Consider the following 16,068-nt stretch of genomic DNA (forward strand, 5'->3'; position numbering starts at 1 on the left):
CGCCTTCAAACGAGTATAATTTCCGCTTCGGATAACTTTGGGTTATGCGAATGAAGCGCGGCCGGCTGCCTCTGACAGCGTTGCGAAGTTTCGAGGCAGCCGGCCGGCAATTGAGTTTCAGCCGGGCCGCCGAGGAGCTGTTCGTCTCGCAGGCCGCGATCAGCCGGCAGATCCGCGAGCTCGAGCAGTTCCTACGGCAACCCCTGTTTCACCGTCATCATCGCCGGGTCGAACTGACCGAGGCGGGCCAGCGCCTGCTCGATCAGCTGGTCAGAAGTTTCGACGACATCGACAGGCTGCTTTCGGACCTGGTGGCCGCCCCGGCGCAGTCCGTGGTTCGCGTCAGCGTCGAGCCTTCGCTGGCCTCGGTATGGCTGTTGCCGCGGCTCAACCGCTTCAGCCAGTTGAGGCCCGATATCGACGTTTCCCTCGAAGTTGACCCAAGGCCGATCGAGTTCCGCAGCGATCAGCCCGAACTTGCCTTGCGCTTCAGTGCGCGCGCCACCTCATGGCCGCGCAGCGAAGCCGAATGGCTCGCTTCGACCGTCGATTCACCGGTCCTGTCGCCGGCCTTGCTGGCGTCAGGCCCTCCTCTCGAAAAGCCGCTCGACCTCGCCCGATACACGCTGTTGCACGAGGAAAACCGTCAAGGCTGGGCGCGCTGGTTCGAAGCAGCCGGTGTGGCCGCCGACGCCATTCCGGCGCGCGGCCCGATGCTGGCGGATGTGTCGCTGTCGAAGCAGGCGGCCCTGCTCGGCCACGGCGTAGCGCTGGGCGACCTTTTGCAGATCGGCGAGGAGATTGCGTCCGGCGCGCTGGTCAAGCCGTTCGACATCGACGTCGCATCCGGCGCCTACTGGCTGGTGGCCAGGAGTTTGAAGGACCTGCCGGAACCGGCCAAGGCTTTTGCCGACTGGGTGAGAAGCGAATTTGCCGAAAGCAGAAGGACGCAGGAAACGAAGGCTGGAGCCACCGGCTAGTTAGCGAGCCAGCAAGGCTCGAAGCAAAAACACCAGGCTCTGGCGGTCAAACGGCAAGGTCAGGCGGCTTCTTCGGCGCGTTTCTTCTCGATCTGGCCGATGGCATCGACTACGGCATCGAAGGTCAGCATGGTCGAGGCATGGCGCGCCTTGTAGTCGCGCACCGGCTCCAGATACTTCAAATCGACAAAGCGGCCTTCTGGCGGCGCGCCGTTTTCCTTGAGCATCTTCAGCATGGTGTCGCGCACAGCCCGCAATTCGTCGGCGCTGGCGCCGATGACATGCTGAGCCATGATCGAGGACGAGGCCTGGCCAAGCGCGCAGGCCTTCACGTCATGGGCGAAATCGGTGACGACGCCATCGTCCATCTTGAGGTCGACAGTCACCGTCGAGCCGCACAATTTGGAATGGGCACGTGCCGTCGCGTCCGGATCATCGAGCCGGCCGATGCGTGCGATGTTTCCGGCAAAACCCAGAATTTTCGCATTGTAGACGTCGTCAATCATATTTTTCCAATCCGTCGCCGCCAAGCGAACAGCGATTGCCGCTATGGCGTCTTTCATTCGCTGGGCACGACCATATATAATGCTGGCAGTCGGGTATCGACAAGGCAACGCAAAGCCGCCGTCCTTGCCCATTCGTTCACGCCGCTTGCGGGCTGGAAGCCGGGCGAATTTCCAGCACCCGAAAGGTCGTGGTCCGTTCAACTCGTTCCTCCTGAGAGAGGAACTACGGGAGACGCCTTTATGGATGCCGTCATCAAGAAGATCATGCCCCCCTCCGACTATCTGGACAAGCCGGTCACCGACAGACCGAGCGAAGCCGAGGTCGAGGCCGCCGTGCGCACGCTGTTGCGCTGGACCGGCGACAATCCGAACCGCGAGGGCCTGATCGACACGCCCAAGCGCGTCACCAAGGCCTACCTCGAAATGTTCAACGGCTACGACATGTGCCCGGCCGAAGAACTTGGCCGCACCTTCGAGGAAGTCGCCGGCTATGACGATCTCGTCATCGTCAGGGACATCCAGTTCCATTCGCATTGCGAGCATCACATGGTGCCAATTATCGGCAAGGCGCATGTCGGCTATCTGCCGGACGGCAAGGTCGTCGGCCTGTCCAAGATCGCCCGCGTCGTCGATATCTTTGCCCATCGCCTGCAGACGCAGGAAGCCATGACCGCGCAGATCGCCGGCGTCATCCAGGACGTGCTCAATCCGCGCGGTGTCGCCGTCATGATCGAGGCCGAGCATATGTGCATGGCCATGCGCGGCATCCGCAAGCAAGGCTCCACCACGTTGACCTCGACCTTCACCGGCGTGTTCAAGGACACGCCTGAGGAACAGGTCCGTTTCGTCACCATGGTGCGCGGCCTCGAGGCCCCTCGTCGGCATCGCTAGATCAAGGACCGGCGATGTCGGCACTGGAATTCCCCAAAGCTCCATCGGACAAGAAGGCTCTGGAAGAAGGCGCGGTGTTTTCACCGCGCTTTGACGCCAGCGGTCTCGTCACCGTCGTGGTCACCGACGCCGAAGACGGCATGCTTTTGATGGTCGCGCATATGAATGCCGAGGCGCTGGCGCTGACGCTGGAGACCGGCATCGCCTATTACTGGTCGCGCTCCCGCAACGCACTATGGAAAAAGGGCGAAACCTCCGGCAATTTTCAGCATGTCGTCGAAGTGCGGACTGACTGCGACCAGGACGCCCTATGGCTTCGCGTGAATGTGTTGGGCCACGACGCAACCTGTCACACCGGCCGGCGTTCATGCTTTTATCGGACGGTGGGGCTCAACGACGGCAAGGCGACGCTTGCCGACGATGGCAGCAAACCGCTGTTCGATGCGGACCAGACGTATCGGAAGTGAACCATTCAACAGTCACAAACCACCCATATTCACTATTTTCAAACGTCCTTCCTTTAGAACGGACATGGGACATGGGAGATCATGATGCTCGAATGGGCGTCATTGCGTAGCAGACCAGACGCGCGGGAGGCCAATGGCCCCTCATCGTCCGGCGGCATGCCTGACCCGCAACCTGCGGGGAAGACAGGCATTTCGCTCGCGCTGGGCGGCGGCTGCGCACGCGGCTGGGCGCATATCGGCGTGCTGCGCGCGCTCGACGAGGCTGGCATCGAAGTCTCGATGATCGCCGGCACCTCGATCGGCGCGCTGGTCGGCGGCTGCTACATCGCCGGCAAGCTGGATGAGCTCGAGGAATTCGCACGCAGCCTGACCAAGCGCCGCATCTTCGGCCTGCTCGATCTCAATCTGCGCGGCAGCGGCCTGTTCGGCGGCATGAAGCTGGACGCCAGGCTGCGCGAGCACATGGCCGGCATCCGTTTCGAAGACCTGACAAAGCCTTTCGTCGCCGTTGGCGCGGAAATCCGCACCGGCCATGAGATCTGGCTGTCGAGCGGCTCGCTGATCACCGCCATGCGGGCCTCCTATGCGTTGCCCGGCGTGTTCGAACCGGTGAATTGCAACGGCCGCGTGCTGGTCGACGGCGCACTGGTCAACCCGGTGCCGGTCTCGGTCTGCCGTGCCTACGAGCAGCCGTTGGTCGTCGCGGTCAACCTTCACTACGATCTGTTCGGCCGCGCCGCCGTCATCAAGCATAGCGCCGGCGAACTGCTCATCGAGAAGGACGCGCCTCGGCCGGGCCAGGCCGACCCCGACCACCAGGCGCACCAGACGCGCCTCGGCATCACCGGCGTCATGGTCGAGGCCTTTAACATCATCCAAGACCGGATTTCGCGCGCGAGGCTGGCCGGCGATCCGCCCGACATGTCGCTGCAGCCGAAGCTCAGCCATATCGGCCTGACCGAATTCCACCGCGCCGACGAGGCCATCAGCCTCGGCTACCACGCGACGATGGCGCAGATCGGCGAGTTGAAGCGGCTGCAGACGGTTCTGGCCTAAACCAATCCAGTAATCTCAGGCCTTGGCCGCATCGCTGATGCGAAACTGCACCGAGCGGTTGCCGTTCCAGTAATTGCCCGACAACGAACCGGCGACATGGATCGTCTTGCCCCGGTTCTTGAACAGGAATTCGCCGAGCGCGGTATCGACCGCGCGAAAGGCGATCGCCTGGATGCGGCCGCCGCTCTCCGACTGCAGGTCGGCGCGGATGTGGTTGGTGCCGACGGCGCGCGCGTCGGCCAGCCGGTGGCGTGGCAGTGCGAACACCGGCGCGACATGGCCGGCCCCGAACGGACCGGCCTTCTCCAGTGCATCGAGCAGGCTCAATGTCGCCCCTTCGGCGGCGAGCGCACCGTCTATGGCCAGGCTTTCCTCGTCCTGCAGGCGGAACACCTCGGCCGCCGCGCGCTCCTCGAAGAAGGCTCTGAGTTCACCGAGTTTTGCGCGCTCCACCGTGATGCCGGCCGCCATGCCATGGCCGCCGCCCTTGACGATCAGCCCGGCATCGGCAGCTTCGCGCACCAGCCGTCCGAGGTCGAAGCCCGACACCGAACGGCCCGATCCGGTGCCGATGCCATTGGCGTTGAAGGCGATAGCAAAGGCCGGCCGGCGCGCATGATCCTTCAGCCGCGATGCGATGAGCCCGACGATGCCGGGATGCCAATTGGTGCTGGCGGTGACGATGACGGCCGGGCCATTGCCGCCGGCAAGCTCGGCGTCGGCCTCGGCGCGCGCCGCGGCCAGCATCTCCAGCTCCATCTGCTGGCGTTCCTGGTTGAGCCGGTCGAGCGTCTCGGCAATGGTGCCTGCCTCGACCGGATCGTCGGTGGCGAGCAGCCGGCTGCCAAGGGCTGCGTCGCCGATGCGGCCGCCGGCATTGATGCGCGGCCCGATCAGATAGGCGAGATGAAAGGTGCTGATCGGCTCGCCGATGCGCGATACCCGCGCCAGGGCGGCCAGCCCCTCATTCTTCTGCTGACGCGCCATCTGCAGCCCTTTGACGACGAAGGCGCGGTTGACGCCGACGAGCGGGACGACATCGCAGACGGTCGCCAGCGCCGCGAGATCAAGCAGCGACAGCAGGTCCGGCTGCGCGGCATCGGGCAAGCGGCCGCGCAGGATCCTGGCTGTCTGCACCAGGGCGAGGAAGACGACGCCGGCGGCGCAAAGGTGGCCTTGTCCGGAAAGATCGTCCTCGCGGTTGGGATTGACGACCGCGGTCGCTTCCGGCAGCGCGCCACCGACCTGATGGTGGTCGAGCACCACCACATCGGCGCCGGCCGCCTTTGCCGCGTCGATGGAAACGGCGCTGTTGGTGCCGCAATCGACGGTGACGATCAGCGTCGCGCCGCGCGAGACCAGTTCGCGCATCGCCTCCGGATTGGGGCCATATCCCTCGAAGATGCGGTCCGGAATGTAGATTTCAGACGGCACCGAGAAATGCGTCAGGAAGCGCCTGAGCAGTGCCGACGAGGCGGCGCCGTCGACATCGTAGTCGCCGAAGATCGCCACCTTTTCCTTGGCCATGACCGCTTCGGCAATACGGGTGGCAGCCTTGTCCATGTCGGTCAGCGAGGCCGGATCCGGCAACAGGTCGCGGATCGTCGGATCGAGAAAGCGCTCGGCCTGGTCGGCGGTGACACCGCGCCCGGCCAACACGCGCGCCACAATGTCGGGCACGCCGTGGCCCTGCGCGATGGCAAGCGCCGTCATGTCCTGCCGCTCGCTCAACCGGTGTTCCCAGGAAACACCGGTCGCGGACTGCCTGACATCGAGGAAAAGGCGTTTGTCGCCCGTCATAGGAGGCGTCGTCTGCAGATTGTCATTTCCGGCAATATGCGACGGCTAAACAGGAAAGTCTCAAAACTTTTCCAGATCCTGGTGACGCGCCTTGATCTCGCGCACGGTGCGCGAAAACGAGCGCAGCACGATGGTGTGCGTGGTGATGTAATTGCCGCCGAACTTGACCCCGGCCAGCATGTTGCCGTCGGTGACGCCGGTCGCCGCAAACAGCACGTCGCCACGCGCCATGTCCTCGGCGCGATAGACCCGCTTCGGATCGACAATGCCCATTCTTGCCGCGCGCGCCACTTTTTCCGCAGTGTCGAGGATCAGCCGGCCCTGCATCTGGCCGCCGGTGCAGCGCAGCGCTGCCGCGGCCAGCACGCCTTCCGGCGCGCCGCCGGTGCCGAGATAGATGTCTATGCCGGTCTCCTCCGGATCGGTGGTGTGGATGACGCCGGCGACATCGCCGTCGCCGATCAGCCGGATCGCAGCACCCGTGGCGCGCACCGCTTCGATCAGCCTTTCATGGCGGGGACGGTCGAGGATGCAAGCAGTGATTTCGGAGACCGCGACACCTTTGGCCCTGGCCAGGCTGGCGATGTTTTCGGCCGGCGAGGCGTCGATGTCGATGACGCCTTCGGCATAGCCCGGGCCGATGGCGATCTTGTCCATGTAGACATCGGGGGCAAACAACAGGCTGCCCTTTTCGGCAATGGCGATGACGGCCAGTGCGTTGGGCAGGTTCTTGGCGCAGATCGTCGTGCCTTCGAGCGGATCGAGCGCAATATCGACCGCCGGACCTTTGCCGCTGCCGACTTCTTCGCCGATATAGAGCATCGGCGCCTCGTCGCGTTCGCCCTCGCCGATCACCACCGTGCCCTTTATGGCGAGGCGATTGAGCTCCTGGCGCATGGCGTCGACCGCGGCCTGGTCGGCGGCCTTTTCATCGCCGCGCCCGCGCAGTCTGGCGGCCGCGACCGCGGCGCGCTCGGTGACGCGCACGACTTCCATGGTGAGTATCCGGTCGAGACCGGCGACAATGTTCTGGGCCACATTCATCGGGAGAAATCCTCGTTCACAACGTGCCGCCGCTCTAAGTCAAAGAGATAGAGCATGATGTCATCCGAAAACCGCTTCGCACTTTTCGGCATCATGCTCTAGGGGCGCGCTTCTTGTGTCAAAGCTCCATGACAAGGGCAAGACTTGCCGCGTCAATTTTTCGAAATCGCAGCAATATCAATCGATTAAAGGGAAAAGAAGACTTTCTTTACCCAGCCCGCTCGATGCGGATGACCTGCGGCTTGTCCGTGAGATGGCCGTCCTTGGTGATGCCGTCGACGGCCTTGCGCACCGCCGCTTCCGTCGTCTCGTGGGTGACCAGGATCACTGTCTTCTGCGCATCGGTTTCCGGCCCGGCCGCGTGCTGGACGATCGATTCCAGCGAAATATCATTGTCGGCCATGCGCTTGGCGATTGCGGCAAAGACGCCGATGCGGTCATGCACGGTCAGCCGGATGAAATAGCCGCCGGCATGGCTACGCATCTGCGCCTTCTTGTAGGGACGCAATTCCTTGGCCGGCAGGCCGAAAACCGGACCGTGCTGGAAGCCCGGCCGGCTCTTGGCAATGTCGGCGATGTCGCCGACCACTGCCGAGGCGGTGGCGTTGCCGCCAGCGCCGGGGCCGGAGAGCAGAAGCTCGCCCAGAATGTCGGTTTCGATCGCCACCGCATTGGTCACACCATGCACCTGCGCGATCACCGACGCGGTCGGCACCATGGTCGGGTGCACGCGCTGCTCGATACCGCTGTCGGTGCGCTGCGCGACGCCAAGCAGTTTTATCCGGTAGCCGAGATCGCCGGCAGCGCGGATATCGGCCTGGCTGATGTTGGAAATGCCTTCCATGTAGATGTCGTTGGCGGCGATCCTGGTACCGAAGGCCAGGCTGGTCAGGATCGACAGTTTGTGCGCCGTGTCATGGCCCTCGATGTCGAAGGTCGGATCGGCCTCGGCATAGCCCAGCCGCTGCGCGTCCTTCAGGCACTCGTCGAAGGAAATGCCCTCTGCCTCCATACGGGTCAGGATGTAGTTGCAGGTGCCGTTGAGGATGCCGAAGACGCGGGTCACCGAATTGCCGGCCATCGCCTCGCGCATCGTCTTGATGACCGGGATGCCACCGGCGACCGCCGCCTCGTAGTTGAGCAGCACGCCCTTCTTCTCGGCGATTTCGGCCAACGCCACGCCGTGCTTGGCCAGCAGCGCCTTGTTGGCGGTGACGACATGACGCCCGGCCTCAAGCGCTGCCTTGACCGACGAGCGCGCCGGCCCTTCGTCGCCGCCGATCAGTTCGACGAAGACGTCGATCTCGGCGGTCTGCGCCATCTTGACCGGATCGTCGAACCATTTGGCGGCGCCGAGATCGACGCCACGGTCACGCTTGGGATCGCGGGCCGAAACGGCTGACACAACGACGTCACGGCCGCACTGGCGCGTCAGTTCGGCCGCCTTGTCGCGCAGCACGCGCGCCACCGAAGCGCCGACGGTGCCGAGACCCGCAATTCCAACACGCAACGCTTCAGCCATGTCCGGCGACGCCCCTCAAACTCTGCTCAATTAAGATGTGCGACGACCTCAGCGATGCGCGGCGAGCGGCACCACATTGTTCGGCTGCTTGGCGCTGGACGCCAGAAAGCGCTTGATGTTGCGCGCCGCCTGACGGATCCGGTGCTCGTTTTCGACCAGTGCGATGCGCACATGATCGTCGCCATGCTCGCCGAAGCCGATGCCCGGCGCCACAGCCACGTCGGCGTGCTCGATCAGCAGCTTGGAGAATTCGAGCGAGCCGAGATGCTTGAACGGCTCCGGGATCGGCGCCCAGGCAAACATCGAGGCCGCCGGTGCGGGAATGGTCCAGCCGGCGCGGCTGAAGGCGTCGACCATGACGTCGCGGCGCTTCAGATAGACCTCGCGCACTTCGGCGATGTCGGCGCCGTCGCCATTGAGCGCATATGCCGCCGCCACCTGGATCGGCGTGAACGCGCCGTAGTCGAGATAGGACTTCACCCGCGTCAGCGCCGAAATCAGCCGCTCATTGCCGACCGCAAAGCCCATCCGCCATCCGGGCATGGAGAAGGTCTTCGACATCGAAGTGAACTCGACGCAGACATCGATGGCGCCCGGCACCTGCAGCACCGAAGGCGGCGGATTGCCGTCGAAGTAGATCTCCGAATAGGCAAGGTCCGAGAGGATGATGATGTCGTTCTTCTTGGCGAAGGCGACGACGTCCTTGTAGAAATCGAGCGAGGCGACCAGCGCCGTCGGGTTCGACGGATAGTTGAGGATCAGCGCCAGCGGCTTCGGGATCGAATGGCGGACACCGCGCTCGAGCGCCGGAATGAAGCCGTCATCCGGCTCGACCTGCAGTGAGCGGATGACGCCACCAGACATGATGAAGCCGAAAGCGTGGATCGGATAGGTCGGGTTGGGGCACAGGATCACGTCGCCGGGCGCGGTGATCGCCTGCGCCATGTTGGCGAAGCCTTCCTTCGAGCCGAGCGTGGCCACCACCTGCGTGTCGGGATTGAGCTTCACGCCGAAGCGGCGCTGATAGTAGGCGGCCTGGGCGCGGCGCAGACCGGGAATGCCGCGTGATGAGGAATAGCGATGCGTGCGCGGATCGCGCACCACTTCGCACAATTTGTCGACGATCGCCTTCGGCGTCGGCAGGTCCGGATTGCCCATGCCAAGGTCGATAATGTCGGCGCCGCGCGAACGGGCACTGGCCTTCAGCCGGTTGACCTGCTCGAACACGTAAGGCGGAAGCCGGCGGACCTTGTGAAATTCTTCCATGTCAGTTCCAGACGATTAGAATTGGCTTTGGCAGAGTTGGTTTGGCAAAGCGGACCTTGGCAAAGGTGGGCTTTCGGCGCGCCATATAGCCCTATTTGCAGGTAGGGTCGAGGGCGGGATCGCATTTGGCCTCGATCTGTTTCAGCGTGTCCTTGCCATGGTTCTTCGCCAGCGAGTTCAGCGCCGCCGGGCTGGTGGACGGGACACCGCCGCCGCCCTTGCCCGCCTGCGCCTGCTGTTCGCCCTTCAGCAGGGCAAGCTTGGCCTGGGTCTCCTCAGGCGTGAGCTGCTTTGCCGCCACCTGCGGCGGGATGTTCAGATTGGGGTAGGAGCCGGTGTCCTGCGCGCCCTGTGTCAGGCCGACATTCATCCCGTTGCCGGTGTTGGCGCTGGTGCAGCCGCCTGCTGCCAACAGCCCTGGCGCCAGAAAAGCTGTCGCAACAGCGATGCGGCAAAAGCGGCCTGCCCCCGAAAAAATGGTCTTGCCGGTGTTAATCGTCATATTGTTTTCCTGGCAGCCGGGGTACAGCGCATTGGACCCGGTCAGATGTCCCATGATAATATGTCAAGAAAACGCCTCGGGAGGAACCCCGCGAGCCATGTCCAAAACACCTGATTCGAGCAAAGCGGAAGATGATCAATCTTCGACCGTCGAGCAATATCTGGTGAAAGACCCGGAACGCTTCGCGTTGAACATGGCGCGCATGGTCGAGCAGGCCGGCAAAGCGGCCTCTGCCTGGGCCGAGCCGCGTGAAAAAGGTGAGGTGCGCGATCACGTCGCCGAGCCCGTGGTCGACATGGTCAAAACCTTCTCCAAGCTCAGCGAATACTGGCTTGCCGATCCGCAGCGCGCGCTGGAAGCGCAGACGCGGCTGTTCGCCGGCTACATGACCGTCTGGGGAAACGCCATCCAGCGCATCAGCCCGAATGCCGAAGCGCCCGACGATGCGGTCAAGCCGGAGCGCGGCGACAAGCGCTTCCAGGACCCTGAGTGGGGCCGCAACGCGTTCTTCGATTTCCTCAAACAGGCCTATCTCGTCACCTCGCGCTGGGCGGCCGACCTCGTCGAGCATGCCGAAGGCCTCGACGAGCACACCCGCCACAAGGCCAGCTTCTACGTCAAGCAGGTGTCCAACGCCATCTCGCCCTCGAACTTCATCCTCACCAATCCGGAGCTGTTTCGCGAAACCGTCGCCTCCAACGGCGAAAACCTGGTGCGCGGCATGAAGATGCTGGCCGAGGACATTGCCGCCGGCAAGGGCGACCTGAAGCTGAGACAAGCCGACTATTCGCCCTTCGAGATCGGCAAGAATGTCGCGACCTCACCCGGCAAGGTGGTCGGGCGCAGCGATGTCGCCGAGATCATCCAATACGATCCGACGACCGAAACGGTGCTCAAGCGGCCGCTGCTGATCTGCCCGCCATGGATCAACAAATACTACATCCTCGATCTCAACCCGCAAAAATCCTTCATCCGCTGGGCGATCGAGCAGGGCCACACGGTCTTCGTCATTTCCTGGATCAATCCCGACGAGCGCCACGGCGCCAAGGGCTGGGAAGCCTATATCCGCGAAGGCCTGCAATACGGGCTCGACACGATCGAGAAGGCGACCGGCGAGAAGGAGGTCAACGCCATCGGCTATTGCGTCGGCGGCACGCTTTTGGCGGCCGCACTCGCGCTCCTGGCGCAGGAAGGCGACAACCGCATCAAGTCGGCGACCTTCTTCACCACGCAGGTCGACTTCACCCATGCCGGCGACCTGAAAGTGTTCGTCGACGAGGACCAGGTGGCGGCGGTCGAAAAGTCGATGAACGAAAAGGGTTACCTCGACGGCACCAAGATGGCGACCGCCTTCAACATGCTGCGCTCGGGCGACCTGATCTGGCCCTATGTCATCAACAACTACATGCGCGGCAAGGATCCCCTGCCCTTCGACCTGCTCTACTGGAACGCCGATTCCACCCGCATGGCGGCGGCCAACCATTCCTTCTATCTGCGCAACTGCTATCTCGAGAACAATCTCACACGAGGCGTGATGGAACTCGCCGGCCGCATTGTCTCGCTCGCCGACGTCACCATCCCGGTCTACAATCTGGCATCGAAGGAAGATCACATCGCGCCGGCGCTTTCGGTATTCCTCGGCTCGCAATATTTCGGCGGCGACGTCGAGTATGTAATGGCCGGCTCCGGCCACATCGCCGGTGTCGTCAATCCGCCGGCGGCCAAGAAGTATCAGTACTGGACCGGCGGCAAGCCGGTGGGCGATTTTGGCCAGTGGTTCGCCAATGCAGTGGAGCATCCCGGCTCCTGGTGGACGCACTGGCAGCACTGGATCGAGACCCAGGACGACACCCTCGTTCCGGCCCGCAAACCGGGCAAGCATATGAAAACCCTGGGTGATGCCCCCGGCACCTATGTCAAGGTGCGTGTGTAACAGACTGTAATGTCTGGTGAGTTGACGGACCGGCAAAACGGGGCGAAATGGTGTCGTCAACCATCAAGTAGCCTCAATTCGCCTCCAACGAGCGATTAATTCAGAGGCTTGCAGAATTGACACAAGTCTCGTTTCCGGTTTGGGAACATAGGGTTATTGGACGTGAACGTTTCGACGCCGCACCAATAGCAGGCCGACCGGACACCGAGGGGGAATTTAGTTTTGAAATCAGTAGGATCGCGTCTCGCGGGGAGAGAGGGTCGCACAATAGCGGCAGCACTTTTCTCCGTGCTTCTGGCGTCCTGCACCTCCGCCGGCGACCCGACAATGTCGGTCGGCATGCCCGGCTACAACGCCACTGCTTCTGACATCGCCGCGGCTTCCGGCACCAGCCCTGCGGCGCCGGGCGATTCGACCGTGCAGGTCACATCGACCGCGCAGATCACGTCGACGGGGCCACAGATGATGATGACGGCCGCGGGCGATGCGACGCTGCCCGAGCAGGTCGCCTATGTGCCGGTGGCCAAGCCCGGCACAAGCTTCCCGGTCACTATTCCCGCGGGCGCCGAAGCCATCGTCGGCCAGGCGCCGCAGGCGCTGCAGCAGCCGGCACAGACTGCGGCCGCAACGGACGACGCGGCGCAGAAGATTGCCGCTGCCGATGCCGGCGTGACCGCACCGAAGCCGACGGCCGCAGCACCCGCGACCCCCGCGACCAATGAAGTCTACGTGACGGCCGCCGCACCCCAACAGGTCGATGCGCCGAAGAAGGGTTTCTTCGCTTCGCTGTTCAGCACGACACCAGCCTCGGCTGCACCCGCTCCGCTGATCAACTCCCGCTCGGGCGAACAGCCTGCGGTTGCTGCCCAGTCCAAGGAAGCGCCCGCCAAGCCCATTGTCACGCTGGCTTCTGCCACCTCGGCCGACAAGCCGGTTCAGTTGGCCTCGCTCGGCGACGACAGCAGCAGCCATATCACCGGCGCCGATGCGCTGCCCGGCGTGCGCCAGACGGCGCTGTTCGAGATCAAGCGCAAATCCGGCATCGACGACGAAAGCGACGTCGATCTGAACGAGGACGAAGGCTCGGGCGGCAGCTATCAGGTGGCCTCGGCCGCCGGTCTAGCCCGGCTGGCGCCCAACGGCCTGCTGAAGCAGAACGAAAGCGTCGACGTCGCCTGCCTGAAGCCGTCGCTGGTGCGCGTGCTGAAGACGATCGAAGGCCATTACGGCCGCAAGATGATGGTCACCTCCGGCTATCGCGACCCCGCCCGCAACCGCCGCGCCAACGGCGCCAAGAACTCGCTGCACATGTATTGCGCCGCCGCCGACATCCAGATGCCGGGCGTCTCCAAATGGGAACTGGCGAGCTACATCAGGACCATGCCCGGCCGCGGCGGCGTCGGCACCTACTGCCACACCGAATCCGTCCACGTCGACGTCGGCCCCGAGCGCGACTGGAACTGGCGCTGCCGCCGACGGGGCTAAGCCCCCATACGGCAAACGGGTTGAGGGCTGCCAGCAGCCCACCGTTCCTTCCGGCTAGCTATGAGCAACGTTCGAGATTAGCCGAAGCCTCCGCGACTTCGTCATCCTTGGGCGCAGCGACGCGAAGCGGAGCGCAAACCCAAGGATCCATGCCGGGACTCCAGCCGCAGAACGCAGCGGTGCAGAATTCTGCACCGTGGCGACGCTCAAACGTCGCGGCATGGATCCTCGGGTCTGCGCCGCGTCGCTACGCTCCTTGCTCCGCCCGTGGATGACGACCGTGAGGAACGCTTCGGCCAATCTCCACAGGCATGCAATCTCAGCGCGACTACGGAGCCCGCCTGCCTCACCGAACAGCCGTTCTTGCCCCTCTTGAAAAAAGTTGTCGCATCTGGCGGCTGATGGGTTGCCGGTTGGCAACAACGCAATTATAAGCCGCTTCGTCTGAGCGCGCCCATCGTCTAGCGGTTAGGACACCGCCCTTTCACGGCGGTAACAGGGGTTCGATTCCCCTTGGGCGTACCAGATATTTCAAGGACTTGATTGTGATCTGATGTCTGCGGACCCGATAAGGGGCCCGAAATGCATCTCCGCGTCGGTGAGTCTCCGCACCAAGGTAGGCTTGGCGAAGCACGGCTCGTTGGTTCAGGTCGATTATTTTGAATGGCTGGACCGTCACGACTGTTTTAGCGCCGCTTACCATCCCGTCGGCCGCTCGCGGTTAACCAATGTCCGAATTAAGCCAGCATTCCTTTTTGCTCTGAACGAACGCAAAAGCGGCACAACTAGTGGCGCAGGTGTGGCCTTAAGTCGCAAACTATTGGCTTCAAAAGCAGGGCGTCGGGCTTCATTGACGGTGCGACCAGCACCATATGGTGATCCAAAGCCCTCCAAATCGAGAGAAGCTCGCCCGACGGGTCGCACTGCGGCTGTCAGCCAGAAATGGCTATGAACTAAGGAACCTGAAAACCATCATGCCTGAAAATACCAGACTAACTTCGAGAGACGTTCCCCTCATTCAGCTCGGCGTCTATCAGTGCCGCTTCCCGGTGAGCGAAGACCCGTCAGTACCTGGCGGCTACCGCTTTTGTGCCGGGCCAACTTCGCCGGATCGTGTCTACTGCGATCACCACCACAACATTGTGACCGCCGTGGACCCGCGTCGAGCCCGTTCGGGTCTCCATATCCCCCAACGGCGCGCCGCTTAGGTTACGAGGCCCACAAGCCACACCCGCCGGCAGCGGCGCGTCACATCCCGGTGGAAACGTGCTGTTAACGTCGTTCGCGGGTGACGGTATGTCGGCCCCGGTTCGAAAGTGTAAGTTCCATTCGCTCTCAGCCGTGGAGGTCGGGAATGAACTTGCTGCGAACAGCGCTCTTGTGCGCGGCCATGATCGGCCTGGCAGGACTATCGGTCGTTCGCGCCGAAGATCAGCCTGTTTCGCCGAACGCCGCAGCGGCACCAGAGCAGCCGCCGGTTCATTGCGAGGGGCAAAATTGCTTGCCGCCGGCCGAGGACCACGTCGAGGAGTGCAAGGGGCAAGATTGCACGCCGGTGCCATCGACCGACCAAGCGCCTGCTCCTGAGGTCGAACAAGTCAACTAAGCAGCATCGGCTGGTATCCTCCCAGCGAAACCGGCGCCGCCTATCAGTTCGGAACCATTGGCGACGCCTCTTCGCACCGATAAACCATGCACTGACCGTCACTGGCCGGCACATACTCAACCATTGGCAAGGAAGGAGCATCACACTCATTGCCGAATTGGCGGACATAGCGGTCATAGGTGTTTGGTCCGGTGGACAGCACCGCGGCGTGCTGGCTCTGGATCAGCGCCTGGGTCTGCGCGCACGTCATTTTGCGCGTGTCAGGCCGGGCGTCGGCAAAATTTGCAGCGGCAATGACGATCGCTACCGAGCAACACACGATCGGGCGTAGGGGCATGGTGGCATCCTGGCAAAAATCGTGCCGCCAAACTCGCACCTTGTGACCCGTTTCCGCAACCTTCGCGCGGTCACGATGCAGCGAGCGAGACCGACTTCGCCTCGGGCACAGGCTAGCCTCCCCCTTAGTGGCCCTTAGTGGTGAGCGGATCAAGTTCGCTCCAAGACCGCATTGGTCATGGACGATGCCCGCGCAACCACTCCCACGTCCCCCGCAGATCGACATCCGAAGCCGATCTTGCGTGGAAATTGCGTATCATCCACGCCCCGCACCAAACGCGTGGTCGAATGGCTGCACGAGGCTCCCGAAGCGAGCGCCGCTTCCGCCAAAAACAGGCTGCCCAGCGCCACGCGTTGGCCTTGCTCGGCCGCCGCGAGCGCCAAGTCGCTGCCGCTGAAGTCGCTGCCGTGTACCAGGTGCCGTTAGGCTCGACGCCGACGCTGCGCAGCCAGTCCACCCAACCAGTCGGGCGCTCGTTGTGGATGAGTGAAGCGTCGAGCAGGTCGGCGGGCGTGCGCAGCGTGCTGGCCACGTCTTTCGTCGCGACAGGCGACAGAAAGTCCCTGGTGATCAGCAAACTCTCGCAGCCTTCCGGAGGCGCATCGGCGTAGGGGCTGGAGTAAAGCGCGGCATTCCAGTCCGTGATGCATCCATCATCCGAATGGCAACGCCG

15 protein-coding genes and 1 tRNA gene are annotated in these 16,068 nt (G+C 63.3%); 9 read left to right on the forward strand and 7 right to left on the reverse strand.

Annotated features, from left to right (window positions below):
- Positions 1 to 50: 50 nt before the first annotated feature.
- Complete coding sequence (locus tag AC1D1N_RS24680) at positions 51 to 980, forward strand: LysR substrate-binding domain-containing protein (RefSeq protein ID WP_436262000.1); 930 nt, start codon at positions 51 to 53, stop codon at positions 978 to 980.
- 59 nt (positions 981 to 1,039) lie between these two features.
- On the opposite strand, the gene AC1D1N_RS24685 is transcribed toward AC1D1N_RS24680, so the two are convergent.
- Positions 1,040 to 1,486: an iron-sulfur cluster assembly scaffold protein gene (locus tag AC1D1N_RS24685; protein WP_477351620.1), complete on the reverse strand. Its 447-nt coding sequence runs from the start codon at positions 1,484 to 1,486 to the stop codon at positions 1,040 to 1,042.
- A gap of 240 nt (positions 1,487 to 1,726) precedes the next feature.
- Between AC1D1N_RS24685 and folE the strand changes: the two genes are divergently transcribed.
- The 3 genes from folE (at position 1,727) to AC1D1N_RS24700 (ending at position 3,900) form a co-directional block, all read left to right on the forward strand.
- Positions 1,727 to 2,377, forward strand: coding sequence for a GTP cyclohydrolase I FolE (gene folE / locus AC1D1N_RS24690; protein ID WP_112564672.1), 651 nt, complete (start codon positions 1,727 to 1,729; stop codon positions 2,375 to 2,377).
- A gap of 14 nt (positions 2,378 to 2,391) precedes the next feature.
- Positions 2,392 to 2,844 (forward strand): phosphoribosyl-AMP cyclohydrolase, encoded by a 453-nt coding sequence (hisI, locus tag AC1D1N_RS24695; RefSeq protein ID WP_477351623.1) that lies wholly within the window; start codon positions 2,392 to 2,394, stop codon positions 2,842 to 2,844.
- Positions 2,845 to 2,928: 84 nt separating this feature from the next.
- Complete coding sequence (locus AC1D1N_RS24700; protein ID WP_477351688.1) at positions 2,929 to 3,900, forward strand: patatin family protein; 972 nt, start codon at positions 2,929 to 2,931, stop codon at positions 3,898 to 3,900.
- A gap of 15 nt (positions 3,901 to 3,915) precedes the next feature.
- Here the strand turns inward: AC1D1N_RS24700 and recJ are convergent, their stop codons facing one another.
- The 5 genes from recJ to AC1D1N_RS24725 all read right to left on the reverse strand — a co-directional run bounded on the left by recJ (position 3,916) and on the right by AC1D1N_RS24725 (position 10,034).
- On the reverse strand, positions 3,916 to 5,700 hold the full coding sequence (recJ, locus tag AC1D1N_RS24705; RefSeq protein WP_477351625.1) for a single-stranded-DNA-specific exonuclease RecJ: 1,785 nt from the start codon (positions 5,698 to 5,700) through the stop codon (positions 3,916 to 3,918).
- A 60-nt stretch (positions 5,701 to 5,760) separates the two neighbouring features.
- Entirely contained in the window at positions 5,761 to 6,744 is a 984-nt protein-coding gene (gene glpX, locus AC1D1N_RS24710; protein WP_477351627.1) for a class II fructose-bisphosphatase, read from the reverse strand.
- A gap of 208 nt (positions 6,745 to 6,952) precedes the next feature.
- Positions 6,953 to 8,266: a homoserine dehydrogenase gene (locus AC1D1N_RS24715; RefSeq protein WP_477351628.1), complete on the reverse strand. Its 1,314-nt coding sequence runs from the start codon at positions 8,264 to 8,266 to the stop codon at positions 6,953 to 6,955.
- A 48-nt stretch (positions 8,267 to 8,314) separates the two neighbouring features.
- The gene (locus AC1D1N_RS24720; protein WP_142865034.1) at positions 8,315 to 9,532 is read right to left on the reverse strand and encodes an LL-diaminopimelate aminotransferase; all 1,218 of its coding nucleotides are present in this window, start codon (positions 9,530 to 9,532) and stop codon (positions 8,315 to 8,317) included.
- Between the two features lie 91 nt (positions 9,533 to 9,623).
- Positions 9,624 to 10,034, reverse strand: coding sequence for a hypothetical protein (locus tag AC1D1N_RS24725; RefSeq protein WP_203279972.1), 411 nt, complete (start codon positions 10,032 to 10,034; stop codon positions 9,624 to 9,626).
- A gap of 97 nt (positions 10,035 to 10,131) precedes the next feature.
- Here AC1D1N_RS24725 and phaC point away from each other — a divergent pair, with 97 nt between their 5' ends.
- The 5 genes from phaC to AC1D1N_RS24750 all read left to right on the forward strand — a co-directional run bounded on the left by phaC (position 10,132) and on the right by AC1D1N_RS24750 (position 15,058).
- Complete coding sequence (gene phaC, locus AC1D1N_RS24730) at positions 10,132 to 11,967, forward strand: class I poly(R)-hydroxyalkanoic acid synthase (RefSeq protein ID WP_477351630.1); 1,836 nt, start codon at positions 10,132 to 10,134, stop codon at positions 11,965 to 11,967.
- Positions 11,968 to 12,294: 327 nt separating this feature from the next.
- Entirely contained in the window at positions 12,295 to 13,452 is a 1,158-nt protein-coding gene (locus tag AC1D1N_RS24735) for a YcbK family protein (protein ID WP_477351690.1), read from the forward strand.
- A 450-nt stretch (positions 13,453 to 13,902) separates the two neighbouring features.
- Positions 13,903 to 13,977 (forward strand) — tRNA-Glu (locus AC1D1N_RS24740).
- A 347-nt stretch (positions 13,978 to 14,324) separates the two neighbouring features.
- Complete coding sequence (locus AC1D1N_RS24745) at positions 14,325 to 14,660, forward strand: GcrA family cell cycle regulator (protein WP_477351632.1); 336 nt, start codon at positions 14,325 to 14,327, stop codon at positions 14,658 to 14,660.
- Positions 14,661 to 14,806: 146 nt separating this feature from the next.
- Positions 14,807 to 15,058, forward strand: a complete 252-nt coding sequence (locus AC1D1N_RS24750; RefSeq protein ID WP_477351634.1) for a hypothetical protein — start codon at positions 14,807 to 14,809, stop codon at positions 15,056 to 15,058.
- Between the two features lie 43 nt (positions 15,059 to 15,101).
- Here the strand turns inward: AC1D1N_RS24750 and AC1D1N_RS24755 are convergent, their stop codons facing one another.
- Positions 15,102 to 15,395, reverse strand: coding sequence for a hypothetical protein (locus tag AC1D1N_RS24755; protein WP_112564692.1), 294 nt, complete (start codon positions 15,393 to 15,395; stop codon positions 15,102 to 15,104).
- Between the last annotated feature and the right edge of the window lie 673 nt (positions 15,396 to 16,068).

Source organism: Mesorhizobium sp. P2_B5 (assembly GCF_056404775.1).

Coding starts and splice junctions, on each gene's coding strand:
- AC1D1N_RS24720 (WP_142865034.1), bottom strand. CDS start 9,532: ATGGAAGAATTTCACAAGGTCCGCCGGCTTCCGCCTTACGTGTTCGAG.
- hisI (WP_477351623.1), top strand. CDS start 2,392: ATGTCGGCACTGGAATTCCCCAAAGCTCCATCGGACAAGAAGGCTCTG.
- glpX (WP_477351627.1), bottom strand. CDS start 6,744: ATGAATGTGGCCCAGAACATTGTCGCCGGTCTCGACCGGATACTCACC.
- AC1D1N_RS24735 (WP_477351690.1), top strand. CDS start 12,295: ATGTCGGTCGGCATGCCCGGCTACAACGCCACTGCTTCTGACATCGCC.
- AC1D1N_RS24750 (WP_477351634.1), top strand. CDS start 14,807: ATGAACTTGCTGCGAACAGCGCTCTTGTGCGCGGCCATGATCGGCCTG.
- AC1D1N_RS24745 (WP_477351632.1), top strand. CDS start 14,325: ATGGTGATCCAAAGCCCTCCAAATCGAGAGAAGCTCGCCCGACGGGTC.
- AC1D1N_RS24715 (WP_477351628.1), bottom strand. CDS start 8,266: ATGGCTGAAGCGTTGCGTGTTGGAATTGCGGGTCTCGGCACCGTCGGC.
- phaC (WP_477351630.1), top strand. CDS start 10,132: ATGTCCAAAACACCTGATTCGAGCAAAGCGGAAGATGATCAATCTTCG.
- AC1D1N_RS24680 (WP_436262000.1), top strand. CDS start 51: ATGAAGCGCGGCCGGCTGCCTCTGACAGCGTTGCGAAGTTTCGAGGCA.
- AC1D1N_RS24685 (WP_477351620.1), bottom strand. CDS start 1,486: ATGATTGACGACGTCTACAATGCGAAAATTCTGGGTTTTGCCGGAAAC.
- AC1D1N_RS24725 (WP_203279972.1), bottom strand. CDS start 10,034: ATGACGATTAACACCGGCAAGACCATTTTTTCGGGGGCAGGCCGCTTT.
- AC1D1N_RS24755 (WP_112564692.1), bottom strand. CDS start 15,395: ATGCCCCTACGCCCGATCGTGTGTTGCTCGGTAGCGATCGTCATTGCC.
- AC1D1N_RS24700 (WP_477351688.1), top strand. CDS start 2,929: ATGCTCGAATGGGCGTCATTGCGTAGCAGACCAGACGCGCGGGAGGCC.
- recJ (WP_477351625.1), bottom strand. CDS start 5,700: ATGACGGGCGACAAACGCCTTTTCCTCGATGTCAGGCAGTCCGCGACC.
- folE (WP_112564672.1), top strand. CDS start 1,727: ATGGATGCCGTCATCAAGAAGATCATGCCCCCCTCCGACTATCTGGAC.